Origin of the sequence: Rhizobium sp. BK619, assembly GCF_014195245.1 — a bacterium.
In the GTDB taxonomy this organism is placed as follows: Bacteria; Pseudomonadota; Alphaproteobacteria; order Rhizobiales; family Rhizobiaceae; genus Rhizobium; species Rhizobium acidisoli.
Window position 1 is genome coordinate 94,936 of record NZ_JACIBH010000018.1, and the last position, 26,156, is coordinate 121,091.

Below are 26,156 nucleotides of genomic sequence, written 5' to 3' on the forward strand. Positions count from 1 at the left end.
GAGCTTTACTCCGCGGACACAAGTATCTTGTCCACGCGCCTGCCGTCGAGATCGACGACTTCGAAGCGCCATCCGCCTCTCGTGAAGCTCTCACCCAACTCCGGCAGATGTTTCAGCTCTTCCAGCACCAGGCCGGCCACAGTCTGATATTCGAGATCGTCATCGAGCTTGAGATTCAGGAACTCGGCGAATTCGTCGATCGGCGTCCAGCCGGACACCAGATAAGAACCGTCATCGCGACGAGCGATGGCCTGCTCGTCCACAGGTCCCTCCTGCAGAGCGCCCATGATCGCTTCCAGAATGTCGCCTGACGAAACAATCCCCTCGAAATGGCCGTACTCGTCAAAAACCAGCACCATGTGGACTGGCGATTTCCTGATGGCTTCAATCACATTGATCGCGGTCGAAAGGTCTGAAACCACCGGGACGTCCTGCGTCAGGGCCTTGATATCGGCACTGCCGTGTTCCGACATCGAGTCGTAAAAATCCTTGACCGGAAGGATGCCGATCACCTCGTCCGAACTGCCTTTGCGAACGGGCAGCCGAGACCGTTTCGTCCGGTGCAATTGAGTGCGAATTTCATCAAGGCTGTCGTCGATATCGATAATTTCGACATCGCGTCGGGGCGTCATAAGCGCTCGGGCGGTGCGGTCCGCCAGGCGCATGACGCCTGATATCATCGCGGACTCTTCGCTTTCGATAACGCCGGCCGACTGCGCCTCGGCCAGAACGGTTTTGATCTCTTCGTCAGAAACGTTGTCGCCGCCTTTTCCGGCTTGGCCCAGGAGCTTCAGCACAAGATTTCCGGAAGCGTTCAGAAGCCACACGAGCGGCAGCGCGATTTTTGAAAGGACCGCCATGGCCGGTGCGACCTTCGCCGCAACGGCTTCGGGTTCTCGCAATGCGATCTGCTTCGGAACAAGTTCGCCGACAATCAAAGAAAGATAGGTGATCGCCACAACGACCGAACCGACGCCAATCGCGTCGGCTAACGTCGATGACATCCCCTGTGTCTCCAGCCATCCGGTCAAGCGGCTGCCGAGGGTGGCCCCTGAGAAAGCGCCCGAGAGAACACCGACCAGCGTAATGCCGATCTGAACCGTAGAGAGAAAACGACCGGGGTTTTCGGCAAGTTTAATGGCTTGAGCTGCCCCCTTGCTCCCATGGTCGGAGAGAACTTTTAGGCGGGCTGTTCGAGAAGACACAACAGCCAACTCCGACATGGCGAGCACACCATTGACGATGGTGAGAAACGCCACAATTCCGATTTCCAGAAACACAGGGACCCTATTCGTTGAGGTTTCAATGCCGCATCGACAAGGCGGCGCGGCGAGGGGTTCGAAGCGACGCTATATCAGCGTCACCCATCGTCATTCCGTCATCGTATCACATCAGTGTCGCTTTCATCGGTCTTCAGAATTCCGTGAGGCGGCAAGACCGACCCGGGCGGAAGGGTCGGGAATGCGGTCGAAAAACATTAGTGATTCGGCAGGAGCCGCCCATGTGGCGGCGCGTCATTCGCAATGATCTGGAAGAAGGCCGCTCTCTGCGGGATCTACCCGAGGCGAGGCGGAGGTCATCGCGCCGTCTACAGTGGTCGCCAGCTTCCTCGGCCGGAAGATCCCGGCTGGAACGGGCGGAGCTTGTACTGGATGGGTCGCTGTCGGGCATGTCGCAATTTTGGCGGTGAAACGGTGCCGGCGCAAGAGGCGCTAAGCAAAAATCCTCATAGCCTATTGATGTGACAGTTTTGAAACGGCGGCAGTGCGGCGTTCTGATTGAAGGTTTTAAAAATCTTGTTGGTGTTTCCGCATGATGCCGAAAGCCGCCCGAAGGGACCCGGCATCACGCGCTCGCGCCATCAAGCCGCCAGAATGGTGATCCCGTAAGCATTGGCCGCCGCCGTCATGCGGGCAATAGTCTCAGGCGAGGGGGCTTTCAGCGGCTCGGTCGTGCCTTCCGCTTCGATGAATTCCGCCATGTCGCGATCGACGATCGCGGAAAAGACAGCCGGGGCCATCCCGCGGTTGGAATAGCCGTGCACCATGAAGGGCGGGATGGTGACTATGTCGCCTGCGCCGGCCTCGATCTCCTCAGGGCCGTTGTCGGTGAGCCGCCAGATCGTCAAACGTCCCTTGAGGATGCGAAACACTTCCGGGCTCGCATGCGCGTGTTTCGGGGTGCGGCTGCCTGATGGTACGGTGACGTCGAAGATGTTGAGCCAGGTTCCGCGGATACGGACCTGTCGCTCGATCCGGTCGCCGAGGACGAAAAAGCGCTTCGCCTCTTCGCCGGCAGGCATTGTCACAAATGAGTTGGACATCATGTCCCTTTCTTTATTCGGGCTTTTCTCCCGGGGCTTTTTCTTGCGGGCGCAGCCGTTAGACCTTTGCACCGCCTTTGACAACAGCCTTGTTACCGAGGGCACCGTCGCCACATAGCTCGGGCATGGGACATGCCTCACGAAGCTGAGAGGCTGATATCGGTGCGGCGGATCTATTTCGCAAGGTCCGCCAGCGCTGTGCCAGCCGTGCGGAAATGACAGGGCTGCGGCGTTTCGAAAGGTTCCGCGCCTGTAATACCGCCGACACAGAAGGGGCGCATAGAACGCGGCGGCTGTTCCGGCCATCCCCCACGCCGTCACGGCGTTCATCGATGGAGCACACCCATGTCTTCTCTTCCCGTCGTCGGCGCCGCCATGACGCTCGATGACGTCGAGCTTCACCGCGACTGGCTGTTCGAAAAGTCCCGCGATCTCGAACTGCAGAGTTTCGTCGATGCCGAGGTCTTGAACGGCGACTGGGCGCCGCTCGCCGAACGCGCCCGCAGGCTTCTCGACGGTCACACCGGCCGTCTCGGCATTCACGGCCCGTTCTGGGGTTTTACCATCGCCTCGGAAGATCCCGATATCCGCGCCGTCGTCTCCAGGCGCCTGCTGCAGGGCCTCGATGTCTGCGCCGCCGTCGGCGCGACGCAGATGGTCGTCCACAGCCCTTACACTTCGTGGTCCTACAACAACCTCGACAACAATGACGGCGCCCGCGAGGATCTGGTCGAGCGTGTGCATCTGACGCTCAGTGATGCCGTCAGGCGCGCCGAGGATATCGGCTGTACCATGGTGTTCGAAAACATCGAGGACAAGGACCCTCATATCCGCGTGGCGCTTGCCGACAGCTTCAATTCGCCCGCCGTCGCGGTCTCGATCGATACCGGCCACGCCCATTATGCCCATGGCTATACCGGCGCGCCGCCGGTGGATTATTACGTCAAGGCCGCCGGCAACCGCCTGCAACATGTGCATCTGCAGGATGCCGACGGCTATGCCGATCGTCACTGGAGCCTCGGCGAGGGCTCGATCCACTGGCACGCCGTCTTCGCCGCTCTCGCCAAGCTCGAAAGCAATCCGCGTCTAATTATCGAGATCAAGGACAAGTCGAAGATCCGGGCTTCCGCTGCCTATCTCGCCGCCATTGGCTTGGCTGAATAAAGCCGGTTGCTTGCCGCTCCCTCTTCTCCCCAGCGGGGAGAAGGTGGCCCGAAGGGTCGGATGAGGGGGCCGCGCGGCACACCATTCATTGCCCTTCGCTTGCACTCAGCGAATTTAGCGATCTGCCGTGTAGCCCCCTCATCTGCCTGCCGGCATCGACCGGGGTCGAGCCACAGGTCTCGACCCGTCCTTCGGACCCCCGCGGGGGAGAAGCGAAATCGTGGCAGCGCCTTGGTTCCCTCTCACGCTTGTCACAGGCGAGACAGCAAAACTCCCTCACGAAAACCGCGTAATCACGCTGATCCCCGTGGCCTCCGCCTTGTCGAGCGCCATCAGCGTCGGCACGGCCTCCTCCAGGCTGACTCGCCGTCCGATCAGCTTCTGCGGGGCGATCTTGCCGGCCGCCAGCATCGACAGCATGGCGTCGTAGCGCCAGGCCTGCATGCCGTGGCTGCCGTAGATCTCCAACTCGTGGCCGATCACTTGCGCCATCGGGATTTGCGGCGTGGCATATTCGCCGAGCATCAGCCCCACCTGCACATGCCGGCCGCGCCGGCGCAGATTCTTGATCGAGTTGAAGCAGGTGGCGGGGTGGCCGAGCGCGTCGATCGAGACATGCGCGCCGCCCTTAGTGATCTCGCGCACCGCCTCCGCCACATCCGCGACGCCTGAGGCATTGACCGTCGCCACCGCCCCGCAGTCTCTCGCGAAGGCAAGTTTCTCCTCGGAAATATCGATGCCGATCGCATTGGCGCCGAGCGCGGTGGCGATCATGATCGCCGACAGGCCGACGCCGCCGCAGCCATGCACGGCGATCCATTCGCCGGGCCCGGTGCGTGCCTGGTCGGCGACGGCGCGGAACGAGGTGGCGAAGCGGCAGCCGAGGCTTGCCGCCGTCGCATCGTCGATCGTCTCGGGCAGATGCACCAGATTGGTGTCGGCATAATCGATCGCCACATATTCGGCGAAGGATCCCCAATGGGTGAAGCCCGGCTGGAACTGGTTCGGGCAGACCTGCTGGTTGCCGGAATGGCACTCGGTGCAATGGCCACAGCCGGAAACGAACGGCACAGTCACCCGGTCGCCCACCTTGAAACGCATCACACCGCGGCCGGTGGCGACGATCTTTCCGGCAAGCTCGTGTCCCGGCACATGTGGCAGGCGGATATCGGGGTCGTGCCCCATCCAGCCGTGCCAGTCGCTGCGGCAGAGCCCGCTGGCGCCGACCGATATGACGACGCCGTCCTCAGAAGGCGTCGGATCGGGCAGGGTGCGGATTTCGGGCGCCTGTTCGAAGGCTTCATAATACATGGCTTTCATCGGCGTCGTCCCTTGCTGCTGTAAGGCGATTTGAACCTATGATCGCATGCGGCATGCCTCCGTACCAACGGTCCATTCCATCATTTTTGCTGATACACCCATCGCTCGCGCCACGGGCGCCGCGCACGAATATTGCGGCCCGGCGCCATCCCTCAACATTTTCTTGCTTCCGCATTTGCCGCCCGGATTTGTCCTTGACCCGGTTAGCCGCAGGGGTTTTTGCTATGCCGACTTTGAGAGGGGAGGGCAACATGGCCGTCGATACATCACCGCGTTCAACCACCTGGACTCATGTCGACGGGGAGTGGCTCCCGGGCAATCCGCCGCTGATCGGGCCGACCTCGCATGCCATGTGGCTCGGCTCCACGGTCTTCGACGGCGCCCGCTGGTTCGACGGCATCGCCCCCGATCTCGACCTGCATTGCCAGCGCATCAACCGCTCCGCGCTTGCCATGGGGCTGAAGCCGGTGAAATCGGCCGAGGAAATCGCCGCGCTCGCCTGGGAGGGCGTCGGGAAATTCGACGGCGCCACGCCGATCTACATCAAGCCGATGTATTGGGGCGAACATGGTTCGCCCGGCAGCGTCGTCTCCGTCGATGCGGAATCGACCCGCTTCGCGCTCTGCCTGTTCGAGGCGCCGATGGGCGGCCATGGCGGCACCAGCCTCACCGTCTCGCCCTATCGACGCCCGTCGCCGGAGACGGCGATGACCGAGGCGAAGACCGGCTCGCTCTATCCGAACAGCGGCCGCATGATCGCCGAAGCCCGCAGCCGCGGCTTCGACAATGCGCTGGTGCGCGATCTGAACGGCAACGTCGTCGAGACCGCCTCGTCGAACGTCTTCCTGGTGCGCGACGGCATCGTGATGACGCCCGCCGCCAACCGCACCTTCCTCGCCGGCATCACCCGCGCCCGCGTCATGGACCTGTTGCGCAAGGCCGGTTTCGACGTCGTCGAAGCCACGCTGTCCGTCGAGGATTTCCTTGCCGCCGACGAAATCTTCACCACCGGCAACTACTCCAAAGTCGTCGGCGTCATCCGCCTCGACGACCGCAACCTCCAGGAAGGCCCGCTCACCCGCAAGGCGCTGGATCTCTACATGGACTGGGCCCACGGAAGAAGCGAGAGCGAGGAGTGAGCAGCGGTTCGGCGCAGCCGAAGCAATCGATCCTGTGAATCGATTGCAGCTGCGAACGCCCGAAGCGCAAGCGAAGGGCCGGGTGGGTGGTTCGGAGGCGCAGAGCAAGGCCCGCCCCTCATCCGGCTGCCGCCACCTTCTCCCCGTAAACGGGGCGAAGGGGGTATGCCGCAACCTTTCCGTCCCTCACCAACGTCTCGTAGCGCACGTCCCCCAGTTGGGCTAGGGCGAGGGGCAATCTGCAATCGGGTGAAGGCACTGTCGGCCGCCTCACATCTTCCGCGCTGAAACGAGCAAGAACGGAGGTCGACGGCGCTGATCGGCAAGGCGCGGCCATCTGGCGATCGCGTCGTCATCGGGCATCGGTTCCAACACCCTCTCTATGGCGAAGCCGTTGTCGATCAGGGCATTCAGATAGGAACTGACGGTTCGGTGTTGACGTGGCACATCGAGCCCAAGCCACCGGATCATTCGGCTCCCTTCATCCGCATAATGGTCCACCGGCCAATGGGTTCTCTCGCCGTCGGCACTCGTCTCCCATTCCCGGCGGGCGCAAGTCACGATTGGATGCTCAACCGAGAAGACAAATCTTGCTCCAGGTTTCAATGCTCGACTGGTATCGCTGACGAGCCTGTCATACGGTTCGACATAATGGAGAGCCAGGCTGCTCACCACCAGGTCGTAAGTCTTTTCCGGCAGTTCCAGCGTCTCAAGAGGCCGGGCGACAAAGCGGGCGGCGGGATGGACCGACGAGTGGGTCGCTTCGGCGATCATCCGCTCGGAGGCATCGATGCCAAGAACTTCTTTTGCGCCCTTTGCGCACAGATCGCGGACCATGTCTCCGCTGCCGCAGCCAAGATCGGCGACCACGAGATTTTCCGGGTTCGGCATGAGAGACCAGATCGCTGGCCTCTCGACAACCTCATTCAACCGGCCCGGCGCCGACCGCATTTCCTGGTAGGCCGAGAAGAGATTATCATCATCATAAAGAGGCAGGTCGTCGGACATGTCTTAGCCTCCTGAATTGAACAGCGCCTATCTCCGAGATGTGAAACAAAGATGACAGCTTTCTGTTTTGTCACGCGTACCCTGGAGGATATCATCGAGCGGTCTCATCAAAGCGCAACTGTTGAATGCCGTAAGACGGGCCGTTTCGAATGACCAATTCAACGATTGACCTATCCGCTTCGCCGATCCGAATTCCCGTCCATTTTCACGGCGTCGTCTACAATGCCGATCATTTTCCCGGCGGGGCTCGGACAAAGGGGCTGGGGGGAGGCGCAAATTGCCAGCAGTATGTTTACGAACTGCTTCGCCACTTCGGCTTCATCGTTCCCGACTTCCGTTCGAGCGAGCTTTGGGAGGACACAGAATATACTGTTGTCTCTGAGACGATGCGGCGTTTCGATCTCGTCCTGGTAAACAGCCGCCCCTTGGCCTGGGGTGCCCATCTCGGGCTTTGCCTCGGCAGCGATCTGATCCTCCACCTTTCCAGGCGGATCGGGCTGCCGGCAATCGAACCGTTGGCGGAAATGATCCGGCGCGATGAATACAGCTATTTCATCGGCGCGAAGACCGCTTGCCGCAGGTGCTTACGGGAACGGCAAACCTAATGCATGTCGCCCGGAAGTGTGCAGCGGTTCCGCCGGCACCTCCCCGTTCATCCTCACGTCATCCATTTCCGATGCTCCGCAAATCTCTCCGCCAGGAGGTCGATGAACAGACGCACCTTGGTCGCCAGATGGCTGCGGTTGGGGTAGACGGCGTTGATGCTGAACTCGACCGGCCGGTAGTCCGGCATGATCTTCACCAGCCGCCCTTCGGCGATGTCGTCGAAGACCACGAAACTCGGAGCCAGGAAGATGCCCTGGCCATTCAGCGTCAGGAAACGCAGCATTTCGGCGCTGTTGGAGACGGCGTTGCCGCCGATCTTGACGCTTTCCTGCCGGCCTTCGCCATCCTCGAAGCGCCATTCCTCGCCATAGGGGTAATAGGCATATTGCAGGCAATTGTGATCGGCGACCTCGGCCGGCTTTTGCGGCATCGGATGGCTTTCGAAATAGGCCGGCGAGCAGACGAGCACATGGCGCCAGGGCGTCAGCTTGCGGGCGACGAGCGAGGAATCCGGCGGCGGCACGGTGCGGATCACCAGATCATAGCCGTCCTCGATCATGTCGACCATCCGCTCGCCGATGCTGAAATCGAGCGCGATCGACGGATAGAGTTCCATATATTCGCTGACGACGGGCAGCAGGAAACGCACGATGGCGCTGCTGGTATAGACCTTCAGCGTGCCGCGCGGCGTGGTGCTGAGTGCGCCGGCCGTCCGGTCCGCCTCGTCAAGTTCGGCAAGGATCTGCGAGGAGCGTTCATAGTAATATTTGCCGGTTTCCGTCAGGCTGACCTTGCGCGTCGTGCGGTTGAGCAGCCTGACCCCGAGCCGATCCTCCAGTGACTGCACGTGATTGCCGACCATGGTGACCGACATGTTGAGCCGGCGCGCCGCGGCGGAAAAACCGCCACATTCCACCACGCGGCCAAAGACTGTGAGGCTTGTCAGCCGATCCATATTGTCCTCGGATTATCCGCTGAGAGTTGATGATCCTTCCCGATTTAAGCAGATTATCACAATGAAAGGCAGGGTGCATTGTCCCTTCAATCGAACAGGGCCTCTGAAACGGAGGCCGGCATTGAAGGAGAAACACAATGGTTGAGTTGCCCCGCAAGGATGTTTTCGACACGGCCCGGCAGGCCGATGGCGCGCCTGCGGCCGAAGCGGCTGTCGTCGAAGCCCCAGCCGCGGCCGCGCCGAAGAGAACCGGCCGCAGGATCGTCAAGCGCGCGGTCATCGCCGCAGCATTGCTTGCCGGCGTCGGTTTATCAGGCGATTTCGGCTACCGCTACTGGACGGTCGGCCGCTTCATCGAATCCACCGACGATGCCTATGTGAAGGCCGATTACACCACCGTCGCCCCGAAGGTCGCCGGCTATATCAGACAGGTGCTGGTCAATGACAACGACCCGGTCAAATCAGGCCAGGTTCTTGCCCGCATCGACGACCGCGACTTCCAGGCCGCATTGTCGCAGGCGAGGGCCGCCGTGAAGGCAGCCGATGCCGCCATCGCCAATATCGACGCCCAGATCGCCCTGCAGCAGTCGGTGATCGGCCAAGCCAAGGCGACGATCGATGCCTCGCAGGCCTCGCTCGATTTTGCCGTTTCCGATGCCGCCCGCTCGGCCCGGCTGATCACCAGCGGCGCCGGCACGCAATCGCGCGCCGAACAGAGCCAGTCGGCCCGCGACCAGGCCGTCGCCGCCGTCGAGCGCGACCGGGCAGCCCTCGTCGCGGCTGAGAACAAGGTGCCGGTCCTTGAAACGCAGCGCCAGCAGGCGATTGCCGAGCGCGATCGGGCGGCAGCGGCCGCGCATCAGGCCGAACTCAACCTGTCCTATACTGATATCGTCGCCGCCGTCGACGGCACGGTCGGCGCCCGCTCGATCCGCGTCGGCCAGTACGTTACCTCGGGCACGCAGCTGATGGCCGTCGTGCCGCTGCATGCCGTCTATGTCGTTGCCAATTTCAAGGAAACGCAGCTGACCCATGTCCGCCCCGGCCAGCCGGTGGAGATCAAGGTCGACAGCTTTCCCGACATGGCGATCAAAGGCCATGTCGACAGCGTTTCACCGGCGAGCGGCCTCGAATTCTCGCTGCTGCCACCTGACAACGCCACCGGCAACTTCACCAAGATCGTCCAGCGCATCCCGGTCAAGATCGTCATCGACGACGAGGCGCTGAGCGGCCTGTTGCGCTCGGGCATGTCGGTCGAGCCGGAGATCGATACCAAGGCTGCAGAGACCTCTGTGGCCGAGGAAGAATTATCCCGGCACGCCGGATAGCCCTTCCGCCTTTTCCCAAATTCGCCCGAACCCCGTCATGAAAGGTTTTCCGTGAGAACCGGAAAGAGATCAGCCATGGCCACTCTTCAGACCGCCGCAAACAGCAATTCGCTCACACGCCCCGCCGCGGCGGCGCCCGCCGCCATCAGCCCGGTCCGCATGTGGATGGCCGTCGTCGGCTCCACCCTCGGCGCCTTCATGGCGGTCTTGAACATCCAGATCGTCAATGCCTCGCTTGCCGATATCCAGGGCGCCATCGGCGCCGGCAGCGATGACGGCGGCTGGATCTCGACCTCCTATCTGATCGCCGAGATCGTCGTCATTCCCTTGAGCGGCTGGCTGACGCGGGTCTTCTCGCTGCGCAATTACCTGCTCGTCAACGCCATCCTCTTTCTGATCTTCTCCGTCGCCTGCGCCTTTGCGGCCAATCTGCAGCAGATGATCGTCCTGCGCGCCATTCAGGGCTTTTCCGGCGGCGTGCTGATCCCGATGGCCTTCACCATCATCATCACCCTGCTGCCCAAGGCGAGGCAGCCGATCGGGCTGGCGCTCTTTGCCCTTTCGGCCACCTTCGCACCGGCCATCGGCCCGACCATCGGCGGTTACCTCACCGAGAACTGGGGCTGGGAATATATCTTCTACGTCAATCTGGTGCCCGGCGCGCTGATGATCGGCCTGCTCTTTGCCTCGCTCGACCGGGCGCCGATGAACCTGAAGCTGCTCGCCAAGGGCGACTGGCCTGGCATCGTCACCATGGCGATCGGTCTCGCAGCCCTGCAGACGGTGCTGGAAGAGGGCAATAAGGAAGACTGGTTCGGCTCCGATTTCATCCTGCGCCTGACTGTTATCGCCGCCGTCTCGCTGACCCTGTTCATCGTCATCGAGCTGAAGACGGCCCATCCGCTCTTGAACCTGCGTCTGCTGGTGCGCCGCAATTTCGGCTTCGGCATCGTCGCCAACTTCCTGCTCGGCATCGCGCTTTATGGTTCGGTCTTCGTGCTGCCAATCTATCTCACCCGGATCCAGGGTTATAATTCCGAGCAGATCGGCATGGTGCTCGCATGGACCGGCATCCCGCAGCTGCTGCTGATCCCGCTGGTGCCGCGGCTGATGAAGCGTTTCGACATCCGCCTGCTGATCGTCGTCGGCTTTGCCCTTTTTGCCGCGTCGAATTTCATGAACGTGCATATGACCGGCGATTATGCGAGCGACCAGCTGTTCTGGCCGAACATCGTGCGCGCCGTCGGCCAAGCGCTCGTCTTCACGCCCCTTTCGGCCATCGCCACATCCGGCATCGAGCCGGAGAATGCCGGTTCGGCGTCGTCGCTGTTCAACATGATGCGCAATCTCGGCGGCGCGGTCGGCATCGCCTCGCTGCAGACCTTCCTGTCGAAGCGCGAGCAGTTCCACTCGAACATCCTGACCAACTCGGTCTCGGTCTTCGAGGAAGCCACGCGCGATCGGGTCGCGAGACTCACCGCCTATTTCATGAGCCACGGCGTCAGCGATCAGGCGCTCGCCGGCCACAAGGCCGTCGTCGCCATTGCGCTCAAAATACGCAAGCAGGCCAATATCATGGCCTTCAGCGACACCTTCTTCCTGCTCGGCGTCGCCCTGGTCGTGGCCCTGCTGGCAAGCCTGCTGCTCAGCAAACCCGGTCAGCTCTCCGGCGGCGGTGCTCACTAGAGTTTGAAGAAGGAGAACGCCATGACATCAGCGATCCATGCCCCCGATACCAGCCGGTTTCAGCCGAAGGCGGCCGGCAATGCTGTCAGCGCCGGCGCGCTGCTCTCGATCATCGAATGGCTCTCCGGCGACGAATGCCATGCGCTCGATGAGGCGGGCCTCGTCTCCGGCCTCGGCCGCCGGCTCCAGGCGCTCGGCCTGCCCGTCGATCGGTTGACCCTGCATCTGATGACGCTGCATCCCGAGTTCGTCGGCCGCACCATCGCCTGGGCGCCGGGCGAGCCGGTCGAGATCCACGACCGCGAACACGGTGCCCGGGTTGCGATTGCCAATACACCGCTGCGCAAGGTCATGGACACCCGCGAACCGCTGGTCGTCGGCGCCGGCGAAAGTGTGCATGGCCGCTGGCAGCATATCGATGTCTTTGCCGATCGCGGCCTGATGCAGCTCGTCATCGCGCCGCTCTGCAATGGCGACGGCCCGGTCAGCGCCGCCGTCTTCGGCACCAGGCGGCCAGGCGGCTTCAGCGCCTCCGAGCAGCAGCTGATCGAACGCATCCTGCCGGCGCTGCGCAACACCAGCGAACTGCGCATTCTTCGCCAGGTCGAGCTCAGCCTGCTCGACACCTATATCGGCCCGCTGACGGCGAGCCGGATTCTGGCCGGCCGCATCCGCCGCGGCGAGATCGAATCGATGCAGGCGGCGCTGCTGCTCTGCGATCTGCGCGGCTTTACCGAGCTGTCGAACCGGCTGCCCGGCAGCACCGTGCTTGGCCTGCTCAACGCCTATTTCGACCGGATCGTGCCGGCGATCACCCGCGAGGGCGGCGAACTGTTGAAATTCATGGGTGACGCCGTGCTTGCCTTCTTCCCGGGTTACGATGCCGCCCATTCCTGCGGCGCCGCGCTGGCATCGGCCCGCGCCATCCTCGATGAGATCGACCATTTCCAATATGAAGGCATCGGCGTGAAGGCCGGCATCGCGCTGCATTACGGCGAAGTCAGCTACGGCAATATCGGCTCCGGCCGCCGCCTCGACTTCACCCTGATCGGCCGCGACGTCAACCTCGTCAGCCGCATCCAGACCGCCTGCAGCGAACTGGGCGAGCCCGTGCTGATGTCGGCGCCGTTCCGCGAAGAGGCCGGGGCAGGGGATGCCGTCTCCGTCGGGGCGCATCGGCTGAAGGGGTTTGCCGAGCCGGTGGAGCTGTTTACGATCGTTAGGTAGGTGCGCGGTAGCACCCCCCTCTGCCCTGCCGGGCATCTCCCCCACAAGGGGGGAGATTGGCAGGAGGTTATGCTTCGCCCAAAATCTACGATTGATGTCACGGGTGTTGGTTGGGGAAGCCATCGCGCCCATCCGATCTCCCCACTTGTGGGGGAGATGCCCGGCAGGGCAGAGGGGGGTGCCACGCACCTTACCCTTCCCATATCTTTCCGCCATAGTGCCCGCGAATCCCACAACAGAGGAAGAACCCCATGACCGTGCTGTCCGATGAACAAGGCGAGATCATCCGTGAGCTGGGCGTTGCCGCTGATATCGATCCCGAGCGTGAGATCGAGCGGCGAACCGAATTCCTCAAGGATTATCTCGTGGCGTCGGGCATGCGCGGCTATGTGCTCGGCATCAGCGGCGGCGTCGATTCGCTGACGGCGGCGCTGATTGCCCAGAAGGCGGTGCGCGAGCTGCGCGACAGCGGCCATGCGGCGGAGTTCATTGCCGTGCGTCTTCCCTATGGCGTCCAGGCGGACGAGGCCGATGCCGAGCGGGCGCTGGCGACAATCGGTGCCGACCGCGCGATGGTGGTCAACATCAAGGCGGCGGCGGATGCGATGCTGGCGGCTGCGCAAAACGGCGGTCTTGCCTTTGCCGATGCCGGCCGGCAGGATTTCATCCTCGGCAACATCAAGGCCCGCCAGCGCATGATTGCCCAGTTCGCCCTTGCCGGCGCGCTCGGCAGCCTGGTCATCGGCACTGACCATGCCGCCGAGGCGGTGATGGGCTTCTTCACCAAATTCGGCGATGGCGCCGCCGATATTCTGCCACTCGCCGGTCTCAACAAGCGCCGCGTCCGCCTGTTGGCAAAGCGGCTCGGCGCCCCTGATGAGCTGGTCTTCAAGGTTCCCACAGCCGATCTCGAGGACCAGCGGCCGCTGCGCCCCGACGAGGAGGCCTATGGCGTCAGCTATGACGAGATCGACGATTTCCTCGAAGGCAAGCCGGTCGGCGAGATCGCCCGCCGCCGCATCCTTGCCGCCTATCGCGCCACCGCCCATAAGCGGGCGCTGCCGGTGGCCGTCAACGCCCTCTGAGGGCAGTCGACGTTACGGCCGCACCGGCGAGCCGGTCCGGCCTGCCGAGGCGAGATAGGCCTGTGGCGCGAAATAGACGCCGTCCGCGTCGAAGGCCTCGAGCTCTTCGGCCTGCAGCGCTTCACGCACCTTCGGGCGTGCCGCCACGCGGGCCATAAAGCCGTGCAAGCCCGGCCATTGCTGGAGATCGATGCCGGTCCAGGGCGACCAGTTCAGGCAGACGAAGAGATAGGCGTCCGCCACCGTGAAGGCCTCGCCGGTGAGATAGGGGCCGGCAAGACGGCCGTCCAGCCAGGCGAGCCGCTTCGATATCAGCGCCCGGATTTGTTCGTGCACGCTTGAGTAAAGCGGGTTGAACAGCAGCACCATCGGCTTGTGCAGCTCGGCAGTGATGAAATTCAGATAGGATTGCACCTCGTTGCGCTTGAGGTTGCCGACCTCGGGCAGCATGGCCGATCCTTGCGGCACACTGTCGGCGAGGAACTGCACGATCGCCGGCCCCTCGGTCAGCACCTTGCCATCGTCAAGCATCAATGCCGGCACGTAACCGTTGCCGTTGATGGCGAGATAATCCTTGCCGTCGCTTGTTCTGTGGGTCTGCCGGTCGACCTGGACCAATTCGATGTCGAGCCCCAGCTCCCGGCAGACGATATGCGGCGAAAGCGAGCATGCGGCGGCGTGCATATAGAGTTTCATGACAGGCTTCCTTCTGATGAGGCGGGCGATGCCGCCCGTCAATGGCGTTGAACATTTGTACTGTTTCGCATAAAATAACCCTCGTCAAGAATTTAATGCGAAACGGTACAGAATATGAAGGACGAGAAGAAACGAGGTCGCCCACGGGCTTTCGACGCCAAGGCGGCACTCGGCAAGGCGCGCGACGTTTTCTGGGACAGGGGTTTTGCGGCTGCCTCGCTCGACAATCTGAGTGCTGCGACCAACCTCAACCGCCCGAGCCTTTACGGTGCCTTCGGCGACAAGGAGGATCTCTATCTCGATACGCTGGAGGGCTATCGGCAGGATGGCATGGATGCGCTGGCTGAGGCGCTCGATCCGTCACTCCAGCTGCGCGACAATCTCGCCCGCGTCTATGAGAGCGCGCTTTCGATCTATTTGCATGGTGAAACCGCCGCCCGCGGCTGTTTCCTGATCGGCACGGCAACGGCCGAGGCGATCCAGCATGAACGCGTCCGCGAGGTGCTCGGCCGCAGCCTCAACGATTTCGACGGCGAGATCGAAAAGCGCATGCGCCTTGCCGTCGAAAGCGGCGAGCTTCCCGAGAGCGCCGATCCGCAGATGATGGCAAGGCTCGCCTCCGCCGTCATGCATTCGCTTGCCGTGCGCGCCCGCGCCGGTGACAGCCGCGAGACGCTGGAAGCGATCGCCCGCTCCGGCGTCGAACTGATCTGCGGACGGCGCTAATCCAGGTGGGATGTCTGCTTATCTGTTGGCCTCACCAGCCAGGCATAGGCAGCACCCGCGACAAGCAGCACCGAGGTGCCGAGGAAAACCGCCCGCATGCCGATATGCCCGCCGACGAAGCCGCCGAGGATCGGGCCGGCCACCTGGCCGACATATTGCGAGGAGATGGAAAACCCGAGAATGCTGCCGGCCGCACTGTCCGGCACGCTGTGACGGATGACGGCGGCGATGCAGGGCAGCAGCCCGCCGAGCGCCGCGCCCATCAGGAAGCGCAGGATGATCAGCTGCCAGGCGCTGGTGACGAAGGCTTGCGGGATCAGCAGCAGCCCGGCGACGGCAAGCGCGCCTGAAATCACCGGCCAGTGGCCGATCCTGTCGGCAAGCTTGCCGAGCCATGAGGCCGAAAGAATGCTGCCGAGGGCGGCCGCCGACATGACGATGCCCGAGATCATCGTCACCTCATCGGCGGCCGGCACGATCTGCGCGACATAAACGGTGATGATCGGCTCGATCGACATATTTGCGAACATCAACAGCATGCCGGTCGCCAGCATGGCGATGACAGGCCGTTTGTCGGCGATGGATTTCCAGCCGCCGCTTGCCTTGGCCGCCTGTTTGCGGGCCGGCGACTTCTCCTCTTTGATCAAAAAGGCTGTGGCGAGAAAGGCGAGGAAGATCATCGCCCCGGCGGCGAGAAAGGTGCCGCGGATGCCGATCAGCGGCGGCAGCGCTCCGCCGATCAGCGGCCCGACGAGATTGCCGGCCATGATACCGGAGGAGAGAAGGCCGAGCGCCCAGGCCGAGCGGTCTTTCGGCGTCTGCGTCGCCACCAGCACCATCGAGCCGGAGGAATAACCGCCGGCAAGCCCGACGAAGAGGCGCAGCGCCACCAGCTGCCAGACATTGCCGGCCATGCCCATCAACGAGATCGCCAGCGTCATGCCGAGGCTCGCGCGCACCAGCATCAGCTTGCGCCCGTAAATATCGCCGAGCCGCCCCCAGAGCGGCGCGACCAGAGCCGCAGCCAGAAAGGTGGCGCCATAGGCGATGCCAGACCATTGCACGATCGCCGCATGATCGCTGACGCCGAGCTCCTCCACATAAAGCGGCAGGAAGGGCAGCAGCAGCGTCATCGCCACGATGGTGGTGAAGGAGCCGATCAGCGAGATCGCCAGGTTGCGCTTCCAGTAGATCGAGCCTGCGCTCACGCTCGCCGCGTCCAATTGCGTATCGGTCATTCCGTGCCTCGGCATCGATCGTGAGGGCGCGATTGCGCCGAAACTGGATCATCTCGGGTAAAAGTGCTAGATATACTGATTGCGTGATGCAATCGGTTAATCGGAGGATATTGCCATGAACGATATGCGCACGAGGCAGCAAACCGTCCGCGATCTCTACGCCGCCTATCTGGAAGACCGCAAGGATAAAGTCGTCGCCATGCTGACGGAGGATTTCACCTTCTCCAGCCCGCGTGACGACCATATCGACCGGGCGGCCTATTTCGAGCGCTGCTGGCCGAAGCAACCGTTCTTCCGCGCCATCCACATCGAATTCCTGGCGGTCGATGGCGACGAGGCAGCCGTGCGGTACCGCGCCGAAAAACTGGAGGGCGGAAGCTTCGCGAACATGGAGAGCCTGCGCTTTCGCGGTGAGAAGATTGCCTCCGTAGAGGTCTATTTCGGCCGGAATCTGTAGTCCGGGCGCTTTAGAGGAGCCGTATTGCCGAGGTCACGATGATGACCATCGACACTGCCACCATCAGCGCCCGCACCGGCAGCCGCTTGACGAGGATGGCGCCGAAAGGAGCGGCGATGACGCCGCCGATGATCAGGCCGATCGCCGAATTGAGCTCCGACCAGCCGAGCGTCAGGATGAAGGTCAGCGAAATCGTCAGCGTCACCGCAAATTCGGTGAAATTGGTCGAGCCGATCACCCGCTTCAGGTCGTGGCCGCGCCCGACCAGCGTGCTGGTGACGACCGGACCCCATCCGCCGCCGCCGATCGCATCGAGAACGCCGCCGCAAAAGCCGACGGGCGGCACCGCCCAGTCGCGCACCTCGCGCTTGGCCGGCGGCCGAAAGGCTTTGTAGAAAATCAACAGGCCGATGGCGATCAGATAGGCCGACACGAAGGGCGCGATCACCTTGCCGTCGATATTGGCCAGCAGATAGGCGCCGATCGCGCCGCCGATCATGCCGGCTGGCGCCAGCCGCGCCACCAGACGCCAGTCGACATTGCGGTGATAGGCATGCGAAATGCCGGAGGCGGCCGTGGTGAACATCTCAGCCACATGCGTCATGGCGCTGGCATTGGCGGCCGGCACCCCGAAGGCCAGAAGACTGGTCGTCGACAGCACGCCGAAGGCCATGCCGAGTGCGCCATCGACGATCTGCGCACAGAAGCCCACCACGATGAAGAAGAAGATATCCGATGTCATGCGGTCCCCTCAGACGAACGGTAGCATCAGAATCCGCGATGCGGGAAAAATTTTAATTCAGGCGGAAAGTCCGCGCTGTTTCAGCCGGACGATCTTGAAGAAGCCGTTCGGAAAGACCGGCAGGATCTCGGCAGCGGAAAAATCCCCGCGCCGCTCGGCCCAGGCGAGAATGCGGTGGATGCGGAAGGCCGACGACCAGCCGATGTGACGCACCAGCGGCGCCACCGCCGCCTCGATCGCGCCTTGCAGGCCGGCGCCGTCGCCGAGCTTACTGGCCAGAATGATCTCGCCGCCCGGCCGCAGCACCCGGGCGCATTCGTCGAGCGCCCGCTCGGGCTCGGGAATCAGCGTGATGACGAAGGGCAGGCAAACTGCATTGAAAGACCGGTCGGCAAAGCGCAGCGCATGCGCATCCATCACCTCGAGCGCGCTGATATGCTGCAGCTTCTCGCGGCGCACCTTTTCGCGCGCCCGGGCGATCATGTGTTCGGAAATGTCGATGCCGGTCACCCGGCAGCGGCTGGGATAGTGCCTGAGCGTCAGGCCGGTGCCGACGCCGACTTCCAGAATATCGGTGCCGGCCGCGGCGGCGAGTGCTGCCAGTTTGCGGTGGCCGTCGCTGAGAAGGCCGCGATAGACGCGGTCATAGACCGGCGCCCAGCGCTGATAGATTTTCTGCTGATCTTCCGGCCTGCTGCGAAGCTCTGACATCCCGCACCTCCCTAAAGCCCAGACTTCAACTCCTAAGGGTAGCGTCCGGTTCCCCACGAAATGTGACCGAAGGCACAGATTGTCGGAGACAGCACGGGCCGACGCAGCCTATCTTGGCGGCGTGAGGCCAAGCTGTTTGGCGTCCAGTTCGCTGCCGATCTCCACGCTTTTCTTCTGCTTGTCGTAGACGCAGATCTGGGCGACCAGCCCCTTGGCGCCCTTCGGCTTGCCGGTCACCAAAGCCAGCCCGTAATGGCTGGTGCCGAAGGGATCGACGCTGGCGGCAGGTCTTTCGAGCGTGACCGCCGCCTTCTTGCACTTGGCTTCGACATCGGCTGCCAGCTGTTTCCAGGCATCGTCCGAAGAGGCATGAGCTGCGCCCGCGAGACTAATAAGCGCGGCAATGGTCAGAAGCGGGATTATATTCCTGTTCATATCGGGTCTCCGTTGCAGGGAATCGCCTGGGAAGCGGTTTTCGAGGCGGGCATCCCAGGCGATTTGCGCGACTGATTCCAACGCTGCAACTGAGGCAAATTTTCCTTCGACGGATCGTTTTTTGACATTTCGCTGGTTGCCTCTCCCCCTTTCCCCTCCTATGTTCCGCCACACCTGCCGATGACGCAATCTATTGCCAAGAGGAGATCTGACATGGCTTTCGAATTGCCTGAACTTCCCTATGATTACGAAGCGCTTGCTCCCTTCATGTCGAAGGAAACGCTGGAGTTTCACCACGACAAGCACCATAAGGCCTATGTCGACAACGGCAACAAGCTTGCCGCCGAAGCCGGTCTTTCGGATCTGTCGCTCGAAGACGTCGTGAAGAAGTCCTTCGGCACCAATGCCGGCCTCTTCAACAACGCTGCCCAGCACTACAACCACATCCATTTCTGGAAGTGGATGAAGAAGGGCGGCGGCGGCAACAAGCTGCCGGGCAAGCTCGAAGCGGCTTTCGCCTCCGATCTCGGCGGCTATGACAAGTTCAAGGCCGATTTCGCCAATGCCGGCGCCACCCAGTTCGGTTCGGGCTGGGCCTGGGTTTCCGTCAAGAACGGCAAGCTTGAAATCTCCAAGACCCCGAACGGCGAAAACCCGCTCGTCCACGGCGCCACCCCGATCCTCGGCGTCGACGTCTGGGAACACTCCTATTACATCGACTATCGCAACGCCCGCCCGAAATACCTCGAGGCCTTCGTCGATAGCCTGATCAACTGGGATTACGTCCTGGAGCGCTACGAAGAAGCCACGAAGTAAGCAGCACCAGACTCACCGCCATGGGCGGCGATGTCTCTGCTCTTCAATTCAGCACCCGGCGTCCAAACGCCGGGTGTTTCTTTTCGACGGGAAGCCGTCACATCCCTGTCACCGGCCGCTCCTAATCACGCTCCATGTCCTCTTCCGCTCTTCCCCTGTTTCGCTTCGGCATCATCGCCGACCCGCAATATGCGGCAATCGCTCCGCATGCGGCCATGGACCGCTATTACGCCAACAGCCTCGCCAAACTCGCCGAGGCGATCGAGGTCTTCAATGGCGAGGAATTGAACTTCGTCATGACGCTTGGCGATGTCATCGACCGCAGCTTCAAAAGCTTCGACGACATCCTGCCGGTCTATGAGAGACTGCGGCACGAGGCGCTCTTCCTGCTCGGCAATCACGACTTCTCGGTCTCCGCGGGCCATCTTTCCGAAATCTTCACGCGTCTCGGCATGCCGTCGCGCTATTACAGCTTCCGCCGCCATGGCTGGCGCTTCGTCGTGCTCGACGGCAACGAGATCAGCACCTTCGCGCCGCCCGAAGGCCATCCGCATCGCGCCCTTGCGGCAAAGATGCTGGCGGACCTGCAGGCGAGGGGCGAAAGAAACGCCCATCCGTGGAACGGCGCGCTGAGCGACGAGCAGTTCGCCTGGCTCGCCGATGAAATCGCAAGCGCCGCGGCGGCCGGCGAGAAGGTGATCGTCATGAATCACTATCCGGTCTATCCCGCCGGCGAGCACGATATGTGGGACTGCGACCACATTGTCGCGTTGCTCGCCGCGCACGACAATGTCGTCGCCTATTTGAACGGCCATAACCACGCCGGCAATTACGGCAAGGTCGGCGCCTGCCACTTCGTCAATTTCAAGGGCGTGGTCGACACCGAAACCGAAAACGCCTTCGCCATCGTCGAACTCCACCCCGACTATATTGAAATCCGGGGCTTCGGCCGCGAGGAGAGCCGGACGCTGGTTTATTAGGCTGGGAGAGACTGTCGATAAAACTTGGCCAACTGCTGCTTATGTCATGCTCGGCCTTTACCGACCCAATGACAGAAATTGACCGAGATTGCGGGGTACCTCCCCGAGGAAGCGCCCAACTCGCCGACGGTGAGTTGGGCGGAACGCAACCCCACCCTCCGTCATCCTCGGCCTTGAGCCGAGGGGGCAGATGTCGGCGGTCCTTTGGCGACGTCGAAGATGTGCCAGGCACGAAAGCGCTTCCCCGGGGCCGCATGGCGCTGATCTCCCGCTCGTGCCTAAACTCTGCCAACCTGTTCGCATAAACGCCCGTCCGCTACACCGGCACAGCCTTCTCCGTCCAGCCGCTCGTCCACAATTCCCGCAACCTGTCGCCATCACCCTTGAAGAACTCGTCGCGTGCCGCGCAGTGCTCCACCCGGTCGCTGCGGAAATTGCGGATGGCTTGGCGCAGCTCGCACCAGGCGACGATGTTGGCGGTCTGCGAATAGTAGATCAGAGCGATCGGTTGGATCGTCCGCTCGCTGGCGCGGCCGACTTCGTCGCGGTAGCCGAGCATGAGTTTGCATTCGTCGCGGATCGCCCGGCGCACGATCGCGAGATCGAAGCCCGCCGGCTGCGCGATCGAGCCCCAGGCATAGAGTGCCTTGGTATCCATCGCCTGGCGGAGCGGCGCCGGCACGGCGCCTGATATCTTCCGGTTGACCCGGCGGGCGGCCTGTTTCAGCTCCTCGTCGGCCGTGCGTTCGAGCAGCGCCAGCGACAGCACGATCGCCTCCATCTCCTCGATCGAGAACATCAGCGGCGGCAGGTCGAAGCCCGGCCGCATGATGTAGCCGATGCCGCGCCCGCCCTCGATCGGCACCCGCATCGCCTGAAGGGCGGCGATGTCGCGATAGATCGAGCGCACGGTCACCTCGAGCGTTTCGGCCATCACAGCCGCCGTCATCGGCTTTCTGGCGAGCCTCAGGATCTGAATGATCTCGAAAAGCCGCGAGGCCTTGCGCATTTTGCCTCTCCCATCCCTTAGGCTCCTGACAATACACTGTCAGTTGGGTTTGCGTATAGAGCCGCCTATCGGATTGAAATCAATCAGGGTCTTTCAAAACGGCCCATGCACCGACAAGGCGGTAACTGACATGAACTACCATGAAAACCTCTGGCTCTTCTTCACCCTTCTCTTCGGCATCATCATCGTGCCGGGCATGGATATGCTCTTCGTGCTCGCCAATTCGCTGACCGGCGGCGTCAGGCGGGGGCTGGCGGCGACAGGCGGCATCATGGCCGGCGGCGCCGTGCATTCGGCCTATGGCGCGGCCGGCGTCGGTCTGCTGGTCACCATGCTGCCGCAGCTTTTCAACGTTCTGCTCGTTGCCGGCGTCGCCTACATGATCTGGATCGGCATTTCGCTGATCCGCAGTTCGATCACCGTCGAGGCGGTCGGGCCGGGCACGGCGCGCTCCGGCTGGCGCGCCTTCCGCCAGGGCGCCGTCACCTGTCTCGTCAATCCGAAGGCCTATATCTTCATGTTCGCCGTCTATCCGCAGTTCCTGAAACCGGAATACGGCCCGGTCTGGATGCAGGGCCTGATCATGGGCGCAATGACGGTTATCACCCAGTTCGCCATCTACGGCACGCTGGCGATGACGGCCGGCCGCAGCCGGGACCTGCTCATCGCCAATCCCGACGTTACGGCCTTTGTCGGCCGCTTCGCCGGGCTGCTCCTGGTCACAGTCTCCGCCTTCAGCCTCTGGCAGGGTTGGAAAAGTGCCTGAATTGCCAAGACCTATCACATTGTTTTTATGATGATCCGGCAAAACGTGACTGCCCGGAGGGCATGGATTTTGTCATGCTCCCGGTGCAGATTGGCCGTCGGCCGCCTTGGCTCGGGAAAATGCAGAAAAGAAATGGAGAGGAATATGAATTGGAAAGCAGTAGCTGCCGCCGCAGCGATGGCAGGAATAGCCTTCGGTTCGGTGACCGCCGCCGACGGCACGCATGATTCGCGCATTGCCCTGATGAAGCAGATCGGCGGCGCGGCCGGCGCCTTGGGAGCCATCGCCAAGGGCACCAAGCCCTATGATGCCGAAGCGGTGAAAGCGGCGCTGACGACGATCGCCGCGACGGCCAAGGTGTTCCCCGATCAGTTCAAGCCGGGCACGGAAACGGGCGACCAAGAAGCGAGCCCGAAAATCTGGGAAAACATGGACGACTTCAAGGCGCGCGCCGCGAAGCTCTCCACCGATGCCGAAACCGCGCTCGCCCAGCTTCCGGCCGATGCCGCGGCTGTCGGCGCCACGGTCAACACGCTCGGCGCCAGCTGCGGCGGCTGTCACAAGGCCTATCGCATCAAGGAGTGAGCGATAGGTCATTCCCCTCCGACACCGATCCGCGCCAGCCTTGCCGCCGGCGCGGATCACCTTATTCTCCGCCTGTTCGGGGCTGGTCGCAGAATCGGTCCCTATAGGAAAATCTCGGCAAAAGGGGAGGCGGGGCATGATCCGCAGGTTCATTCGGTTACTGCTCTGTCTGATCGGCGTCGCCGTGCTGGGCGGTGGTGCCTTCTATCTCGTCACCGCACCCGATCCGCTGCCGGAAAGCCATTGGGCCGGTCTCGGCGCGCCGGATCCGGCAAACGGCCAGATGGTGTTCTGGGCGGGCGGCTGTGTCAGCTGTCATTCCGCCCCCGGTTCCGAAGGCGATGCCAAGCTGACGCTGTCAGGCGGCCTGGCGCTGAAGAGCCCTTTCGGCACCTTCCACGTGCCGAACATCTCGCCCGATGAAAAGGCCGGTATCGGCGGCTGGTCGCTGGCTGCGTTCGGCAATGCGATGAAGCGCGGCGTCGGTCCGGGCGGCGAGCACCTCTATCCGTCCTTTCCCTATGCCTCTTATTCCCGCATGAGCGACAAGGACGTCAACGATCTCTTCGCCTTCCTGAAGACGCTGCCGAAGAGCGCAAATGTCGCGCCCCCGCACGAACTGCCGTTCCCATACAATATCCGGCTGGCGCTCGGCGGCTGGAAATTCCTCTATTTCAACGATCAGCCGCGTGTTGCGCTCGCCAAGAGCGATGACAAAATCAAGCGCGGGCAATATCTGGTCGAAGGCCCCGGCCATTGCGGCGAATGCCACACACCGCGCGATGTGCTCGGCGGCTTCCAGGCAGATCAGTGGCTCGCCGGCGCCCCCAATCCGGAAGGCAAGGGCCGCATACCCGATATCACGCCGGCCTCCAAAAGCATCGGCGGCTGGAGCGAGGCCGATATCGCCAGCTATCTCGAAACCGGCTTCACCCCCGATTTCGATAGCGTTGGCGGCTCGATGGTCGATGTGCAGCAGAACATCGCTCATCTTCCGGCCGCCGACCGCGAAGCGATCGCCGCCTATCTGAAGGCGGTGCCGGGACGGTAGGACAGACCTGCCTCAAGCGATCGACTGCATATAGCGCATGCCGGTGACCGGCCGCGGGGTGAAATCCAGCTGTTCGTAGAAGCGGTGCGCCAGCACGTTTCCGGTGGCGGCGCTGACGGAGAGGTAGCCGCAGCCGGCCTTGCGCGCCGTCTCGCGGGCCCGGTCGACCAGCAACTGGCCGGTGCCGTGGCCGCGATGGCCGTCGCGCACGAAGAGATGGTGCAGGTCCATGCCGCGTTTTCCCTCTTGCGCCCTGTAGAGCGGCACGAGAATGGCGTAGCCGATCAGCCCGTCGCCGGTTTCGGCGACCAGTGCATGGATCCACGGCAGCGGGCCGAACAGGTCGCGCTCCAGTTGCTCCGGAGTCGTTGCCGCGGCATCACCGTGATGGGCGGCCAGGAGGGCGATCATCGCATTGAGTTCGGGCAGGTCGCGCGGCTTGGCGGCGCGGATCGTCACCACAGACGGGCGCATCAGTGAAATTTCGCTGTCTTCGATTTCGGTCATGGTCTTCGCGTCCTTTGATAGTCTGCCGTCAGGACGCTGCCGATACAACAAAGCCGCCTGACGGCGGCTTGTTGACAATATGATCTGTCCAGCCGCCCTTTACAGGTACAGCCAAAAATACGAGCGGCTCTGGTGCGCGTTTTTGATCATGGCGCATCAATCGTCGTAAATGCCGTGTTTGTCAATGGCCGATCGCGCAGATCGGTATCGATCCCGTTTTCTCTCTTGATAGTATACCCCCCTATGCTACATAAGGGCCCATGTCTCACACCACCTTGCAGAAAAAGAAGCTCATCGCCCGCGTCAGCCGTCTGAAGGGGCAGATGGAGGCCGTCGAGCGGGCGCTGGAAGCCGAGCGACCCTGCGGCGAAATCCTGCAGCTGCTCGCCTCCGTCCGCGGCGCCTTGACCGGGCTGACCGGCGAGGTGCTGGACGATCATCTGCGCGAACATGTGCTGAATGCCGAGGATGACGCCGCCAGGGCCGAGGCGGTCGAGGAAATATCGGAAGTCTTGCGAACCTATATCCGCTGAGTGCCGTGACGAAGGAGCCTGTAATGAGTACCGGGATCGAGAATGCTGGAGCAGACGCGCTGGAACATGATCATATCTTCCTCGGCGCCGATCACGCGGTGAACGAGCGGCGCATCTGGCTGGTGATCGCGCTGACGGCGGTGATGATGGTGGCGGAAATCGCCGCCGGCACGGCTTACGGCTCCATGGCGCTGGTCGCCGATGGCTGGCACATGTCGACCCATGCCAGCGCGCTTTTGATTTCGGCGCTCGCCTATCTTTTCGCCCGCAAGCAGGCGCGCAATCCGCGTTTCACCTTCGGCACCGGCAAGCTCGGCGATCTCGCCGGCTTCGCCAGCGCCATCATTCTTGCGCTGATCGCCCTGCTGATGGCCTGGGAAAGCTGGCTGCGCCTTTCAAATCCGGTGCCGATCGGTTTTGCCCAGGCAATCGCCGTCGCGATCATCGGCCTTGCCGTCAATCTCGTCAGCGCCTGGCTGCTTGGCGGCGGCCACGCGCATGGCCATCACGCGCATGGTCATCATGCGCACCATCACGGCGATCATGCCCATCACGGTCATGGTGATCACGCCCACGATCATCACGGAAAGCCCGGCGACAACAATATCCGCGCCGCCTATCTGCATGTCATCGCCGATGCCATGACCTCCGTGCTTGCCATCGCGGCGCTGACGCTCGGCAGCCTCTACGGCTGGCTCTGGCTCGACCCGATCATGGGCATCGTCGGCGGCCTGGTGATCGCCAACTGGTCCTGGAGCCTGATGCGATCCTCGGGCGGCGTCCTTCTCGATGTCGTGCCGCACGGCGAGACGCTGCCGGCCGAAATCCGCCACGCGATCGAGACGGAGGAAGATCGGATCACCGATCTGCATGTCTGGCAGGTCGGCCCCGGCCATCACGCCGCCATCGTCGCCGTCGTCACCTCGACGCCGCGCGAACCGGCTTTCTACAAGGGCAGGCTTTCGGCGCTGACGGAATTGTCGCATGTGACCGTCGAGGTCACGCGCGCGGCGTAATCGCCACAGCCGATGACAAGGTTCCACGGCGGACGAGATGCCGCCGC

The 26,156-nt window shown here is 62.6% G+C and carries 28 protein-coding genes; 16 read left to right on the forward strand and 12 right to left on the reverse strand.

What is annotated here, in order from left to right:
• Positions 1–5: 5 nt before the first annotated feature.
• Both FHX14_RS29765 and FHX14_RS29770 read right to left on the reverse strand, forming a co-directional pair.
• Positions 6–1,280, reverse strand: coding sequence for a hemolysin family protein (locus FHX14_RS29765; RefSeq protein WP_184380584.1), 1,275 nt, complete (start codon positions 1,278–1,280; stop codon positions 6–8).
• Positions 1,281–1,861: 581 nt separating this feature from the next.
• Entirely contained in the window at positions 1,862–2,326 is a 465-nt protein-coding gene (locus FHX14_RS29770; protein ID WP_054181653.1) for a cupin domain-containing protein, read from the reverse strand.
• Positions 2,327–2,668: 342 nt separating this feature from the next.
• Here FHX14_RS29770 and FHX14_RS29775 point away from each other — a divergent pair, with 342 nt between their 5' ends.
• Positions 2,669–3,487 carry a sugar phosphate isomerase/epimerase family protein gene (locus tag FHX14_RS29775; protein WP_184380585.1) on the forward strand — a complete coding sequence of 273 codons (819 nt, stop codon included), beginning with the start codon at positions 2,669–2,671 and terminating at the stop codon, positions 3,485–3,487.
• Between the two features lie 276 nt (positions 3,488–3,763).
• Here FHX14_RS29775 and FHX14_RS29780 read toward each other — a convergent pair whose 3' ends face one another.
• Positions 3,764–4,807, reverse strand: a complete 1,044-nt coding sequence (locus tag FHX14_RS29780; RefSeq protein WP_184380587.1) for a zinc-dependent alcohol dehydrogenase family protein — start codon at positions 4,805–4,807, stop codon at positions 3,764–3,766.
• Between the two features lie 251 nt (positions 4,808–5,058).
• Between FHX14_RS29780 and FHX14_RS29785 the strand changes: the two genes are divergently transcribed.
• Complete coding sequence (locus tag FHX14_RS29785) at positions 5,059–5,946, forward strand: branched-chain amino acid aminotransferase (protein ID WP_184380589.1); 888 nt, start codon at positions 5,059–5,061, stop codon at positions 5,944–5,946.
• A gap of 270 nt (positions 5,947–6,216) precedes the next feature.
• Here FHX14_RS29785 and FHX14_RS29790 read toward each other — a convergent pair whose 3' ends face one another.
• The gene (locus FHX14_RS29790) at positions 6,217–6,954 is read right to left on the reverse strand and encodes a class I SAM-dependent methyltransferase (RefSeq protein WP_184380592.1); all 738 of its coding nucleotides are present in this window, start codon (positions 6,952–6,954) and stop codon (positions 6,217–6,219) included.
• A gap of 149 nt (positions 6,955–7,103) precedes the next feature.
• On the opposite strand from FHX14_RS29790, the gene FHX14_RS29795 reads away from it, so the two are divergent.
• The gene (locus FHX14_RS29795; protein ID WP_184380594.1) at positions 7,104–7,559 is read left to right on the forward strand and encodes a hypothetical protein; all 456 of its coding nucleotides are present in this window, start codon (positions 7,104–7,106) and stop codon (positions 7,557–7,559) included.
• Between the two features lie 53 nt (positions 7,560–7,612).
• Here FHX14_RS29795 and FHX14_RS29800 read toward each other — a convergent pair whose 3' ends face one another.
• Positions 7,613–8,515 (reverse strand): LysR family transcriptional regulator, encoded by a 903-nt coding sequence (locus FHX14_RS29800; protein WP_184380596.1) that lies wholly within the window; start codon positions 8,513–8,515, stop codon positions 7,613–7,615.
• A 137-nt stretch (positions 8,516–8,652) separates the two neighbouring features.
• Here FHX14_RS29800 and FHX14_RS29805 point away from each other — a divergent pair, with 137 nt between their 5' ends.
• The 4 genes from FHX14_RS29805 to nadE all read left to right on the forward strand — a co-directional run bounded on the left by FHX14_RS29805 (position 8,653) and on the right by nadE (position 13,841).
• Positions 8,653–9,843, forward strand: coding sequence for an HlyD family secretion protein (locus FHX14_RS29805; RefSeq protein WP_184380597.1), 1,191 nt, complete (start codon positions 8,653–8,655; stop codon positions 9,841–9,843).
• A gap of 75 nt (positions 9,844–9,918) precedes the next feature.
• Positions 9,919–11,529, forward strand: a complete 1,611-nt coding sequence (locus FHX14_RS29810; protein WP_184380599.1) for an MDR family MFS transporter — start codon at positions 9,919–9,921, stop codon at positions 11,527–11,529.
• A gap of 21 nt (positions 11,530–11,550) precedes the next feature.
• Positions 11,551–12,756 (forward strand): adenylate/guanylate cyclase domain-containing protein, encoded by a 1,206-nt coding sequence (locus FHX14_RS29815; protein WP_184380601.1) that lies wholly within the window; start codon positions 11,551–11,553, stop codon positions 12,754–12,756.
• A gap of 251 nt (positions 12,757–13,007) precedes the next feature.
• The gene (gene nadE / locus FHX14_RS29820; RefSeq protein WP_184380603.1) at positions 13,008–13,841 is read left to right on the forward strand and encodes an ammonia-dependent NAD(+) synthetase; all 834 of its coding nucleotides are present in this window, start codon (positions 13,008–13,010) and stop codon (positions 13,839–13,841) included.
• Between the two features lie 12 nt (positions 13,842–13,853).
• Here nadE and gstA read toward each other — a convergent pair whose 3' ends face one another.
• Positions 13,854–14,537 carry a glutathione transferase GstA gene (gene gstA, locus FHX14_RS29825; RefSeq protein ID WP_184380605.1) on the reverse strand — a complete coding sequence of 228 codons (684 nt, stop codon included), beginning with the start codon at positions 14,535–14,537 and terminating at the stop codon, positions 13,854–13,856.
• 114 nt (positions 14,538–14,651) lie between these two features.
• On the opposite strand from gstA, the gene FHX14_RS29830 reads away from it, so the two are divergent.
• The gene (locus tag FHX14_RS29830) at positions 14,652–15,263 is read left to right on the forward strand and encodes a TetR/AcrR family transcriptional regulator (RefSeq protein WP_012557005.1); all 612 of its coding nucleotides are present in this window, start codon (positions 14,652–14,654) and stop codon (positions 15,261–15,263) included.
• On the opposite strand, the gene FHX14_RS29835 is transcribed toward FHX14_RS29830, so the two are convergent.
• Positions 15,260–16,501 carry a multidrug efflux MFS transporter gene (locus FHX14_RS29835; protein WP_184380607.1) on the reverse strand — a complete coding sequence of 414 codons (1,242 nt, stop codon included), beginning with the start codon at positions 16,499–16,501 and terminating at the stop codon, positions 15,260–15,262. The two genes, FHX14_RS29830 and FHX14_RS29835, sit on opposite strands and share 4 nt — an antisense overlap.
• Positions 16,502–16,616: 115 nt before the next feature.
• Here FHX14_RS29835 and FHX14_RS29840 point away from each other — a divergent pair, with 115 nt between their 5' ends.
• Complete coding sequence (locus FHX14_RS29840; RefSeq protein WP_184380609.1) at positions 16,617–16,958, forward strand: nuclear transport factor 2 family protein; 342 nt, start codon at positions 16,617–16,619, stop codon at positions 16,956–16,958.
• A 10-nt stretch (positions 16,959–16,968) separates the two neighbouring features.
• Here the strand turns inward: FHX14_RS29840 and FHX14_RS29845 are convergent, their stop codons facing one another.
• From FHX14_RS29845 to FHX14_RS29855, 3 genes are all read right to left on the reverse strand, one after another.
• Positions 16,969–17,700: a sulfite exporter TauE/SafE family protein gene (locus tag FHX14_RS29845; protein ID WP_012557008.1), complete on the reverse strand. Its 732-nt coding sequence runs from the start codon at positions 17,698–17,700 to the stop codon at positions 16,969–16,971.
• Positions 17,701–17,757: 57 nt separating this feature from the next.
• The gene (locus tag FHX14_RS29850; protein ID WP_184380611.1) at positions 17,758–18,411 is read right to left on the reverse strand and encodes a class I SAM-dependent methyltransferase; all 654 of its coding nucleotides are present in this window, start codon (positions 18,409–18,411) and stop codon (positions 17,758–17,760) included.
• Between the two features lie 108 nt (positions 18,412–18,519).
• A complete protein-coding gene (locus FHX14_RS29855) occupies positions 18,520–18,846 on the reverse strand; it encodes a hypothetical protein (protein ID WP_179613466.1) in 327 nt (108 codons plus the stop codon).
• Between the two features lie 213 nt (positions 18,847–19,059).
• On the opposite strand from FHX14_RS29855, the gene FHX14_RS29860 reads away from it, so the two are divergent.
• Both FHX14_RS29860 and FHX14_RS29865 read left to right on the forward strand, forming a co-directional pair.
• Positions 19,060–19,662 (forward strand): superoxide dismutase, encoded by a 603-nt coding sequence (locus FHX14_RS29860; protein ID WP_003569477.1) that lies wholly within the window; start codon positions 19,060–19,062, stop codon positions 19,660–19,662.
• Positions 19,663–19,796: 134 nt separating this feature from the next.
• Entirely contained in the window at positions 19,797–20,642 is an 846-nt protein-coding gene (locus FHX14_RS29865; RefSeq protein WP_184380613.1) for a metallophosphoesterase, read from the forward strand.
• A gap of 316 nt (positions 20,643–20,958) precedes the next feature.
• Here FHX14_RS29865 and FHX14_RS29870 read toward each other — a convergent pair whose 3' ends face one another.
• The gene (locus tag FHX14_RS29870) at positions 20,959–21,651 is read right to left on the reverse strand and encodes a YafY family protein (protein WP_184380615.1); all 693 of its coding nucleotides are present in this window, start codon (positions 21,649–21,651) and stop codon (positions 20,959–20,961) included.
• Between the two features lie 130 nt (positions 21,652–21,781).
• Between FHX14_RS29870 and FHX14_RS29875 the strand changes: the two genes are divergently transcribed.
• The 3 genes from FHX14_RS29875 (at position 21,782) to FHX14_RS29885 (ending at position 24,053) form a co-directional block, all read left to right on the forward strand.
• Entirely contained in the window at positions 21,782–22,417 is a 636-nt protein-coding gene (locus tag FHX14_RS29875; protein ID WP_179613463.1) for a LysE family translocator, read from the forward strand.
• A gap of 144 nt (positions 22,418–22,561) precedes the next feature.
• Complete coding sequence (locus tag FHX14_RS29880; RefSeq protein ID WP_012557014.1) at positions 22,562–23,002, forward strand: cytochrome c; 441 nt, start codon at positions 22,562–22,564, stop codon at positions 23,000–23,002.
• A gap of 136 nt (positions 23,003–23,138) precedes the next feature.
• Positions 23,139–24,053, forward strand: a complete 915-nt coding sequence (locus tag FHX14_RS29885; protein ID WP_184380617.1) for a cytochrome c — start codon at positions 23,139–23,141, stop codon at positions 24,051–24,053.
• A 12-nt stretch (positions 24,054–24,065) separates the two neighbouring features.
• Here the strand turns inward: FHX14_RS29885 and FHX14_RS29890 are convergent, their stop codons facing one another.
• Positions 24,066–24,560, reverse strand: a complete 495-nt coding sequence (locus tag FHX14_RS29890; protein WP_054181675.1) for a GNAT family N-acetyltransferase — start codon at positions 24,558–24,560, stop codon at positions 24,066–24,068.
• Between the two features lie 260 nt (positions 24,561–24,820).
• Here FHX14_RS29890 and dmeR point away from each other — a divergent pair, with 260 nt between their 5' ends.
• Both dmeR and dmeF read left to right on the forward strand, forming a co-directional pair.
• On the forward strand, positions 24,821–25,093 hold the full coding sequence (gene dmeR / locus FHX14_RS29895; protein ID WP_003587785.1) for a Ni(II)/Co(II)-sensing transcriptional repressor DmeR: 273 nt from the start codon (positions 24,821–24,823) through the stop codon (positions 25,091–25,093).
• A gap of 23 nt (positions 25,094–25,116) precedes the next feature.
• Positions 25,117–26,109 (forward strand): CDF family Co(II)/Ni(II) efflux transporter DmeF, encoded by a 993-nt coding sequence (gene dmeF / locus FHX14_RS29900; protein ID WP_184380619.1) that lies wholly within the window; start codon positions 25,117–25,119, stop codon positions 26,107–26,109.
• Positions 26,110–26,156: the final 47 nt, after the last annotated feature.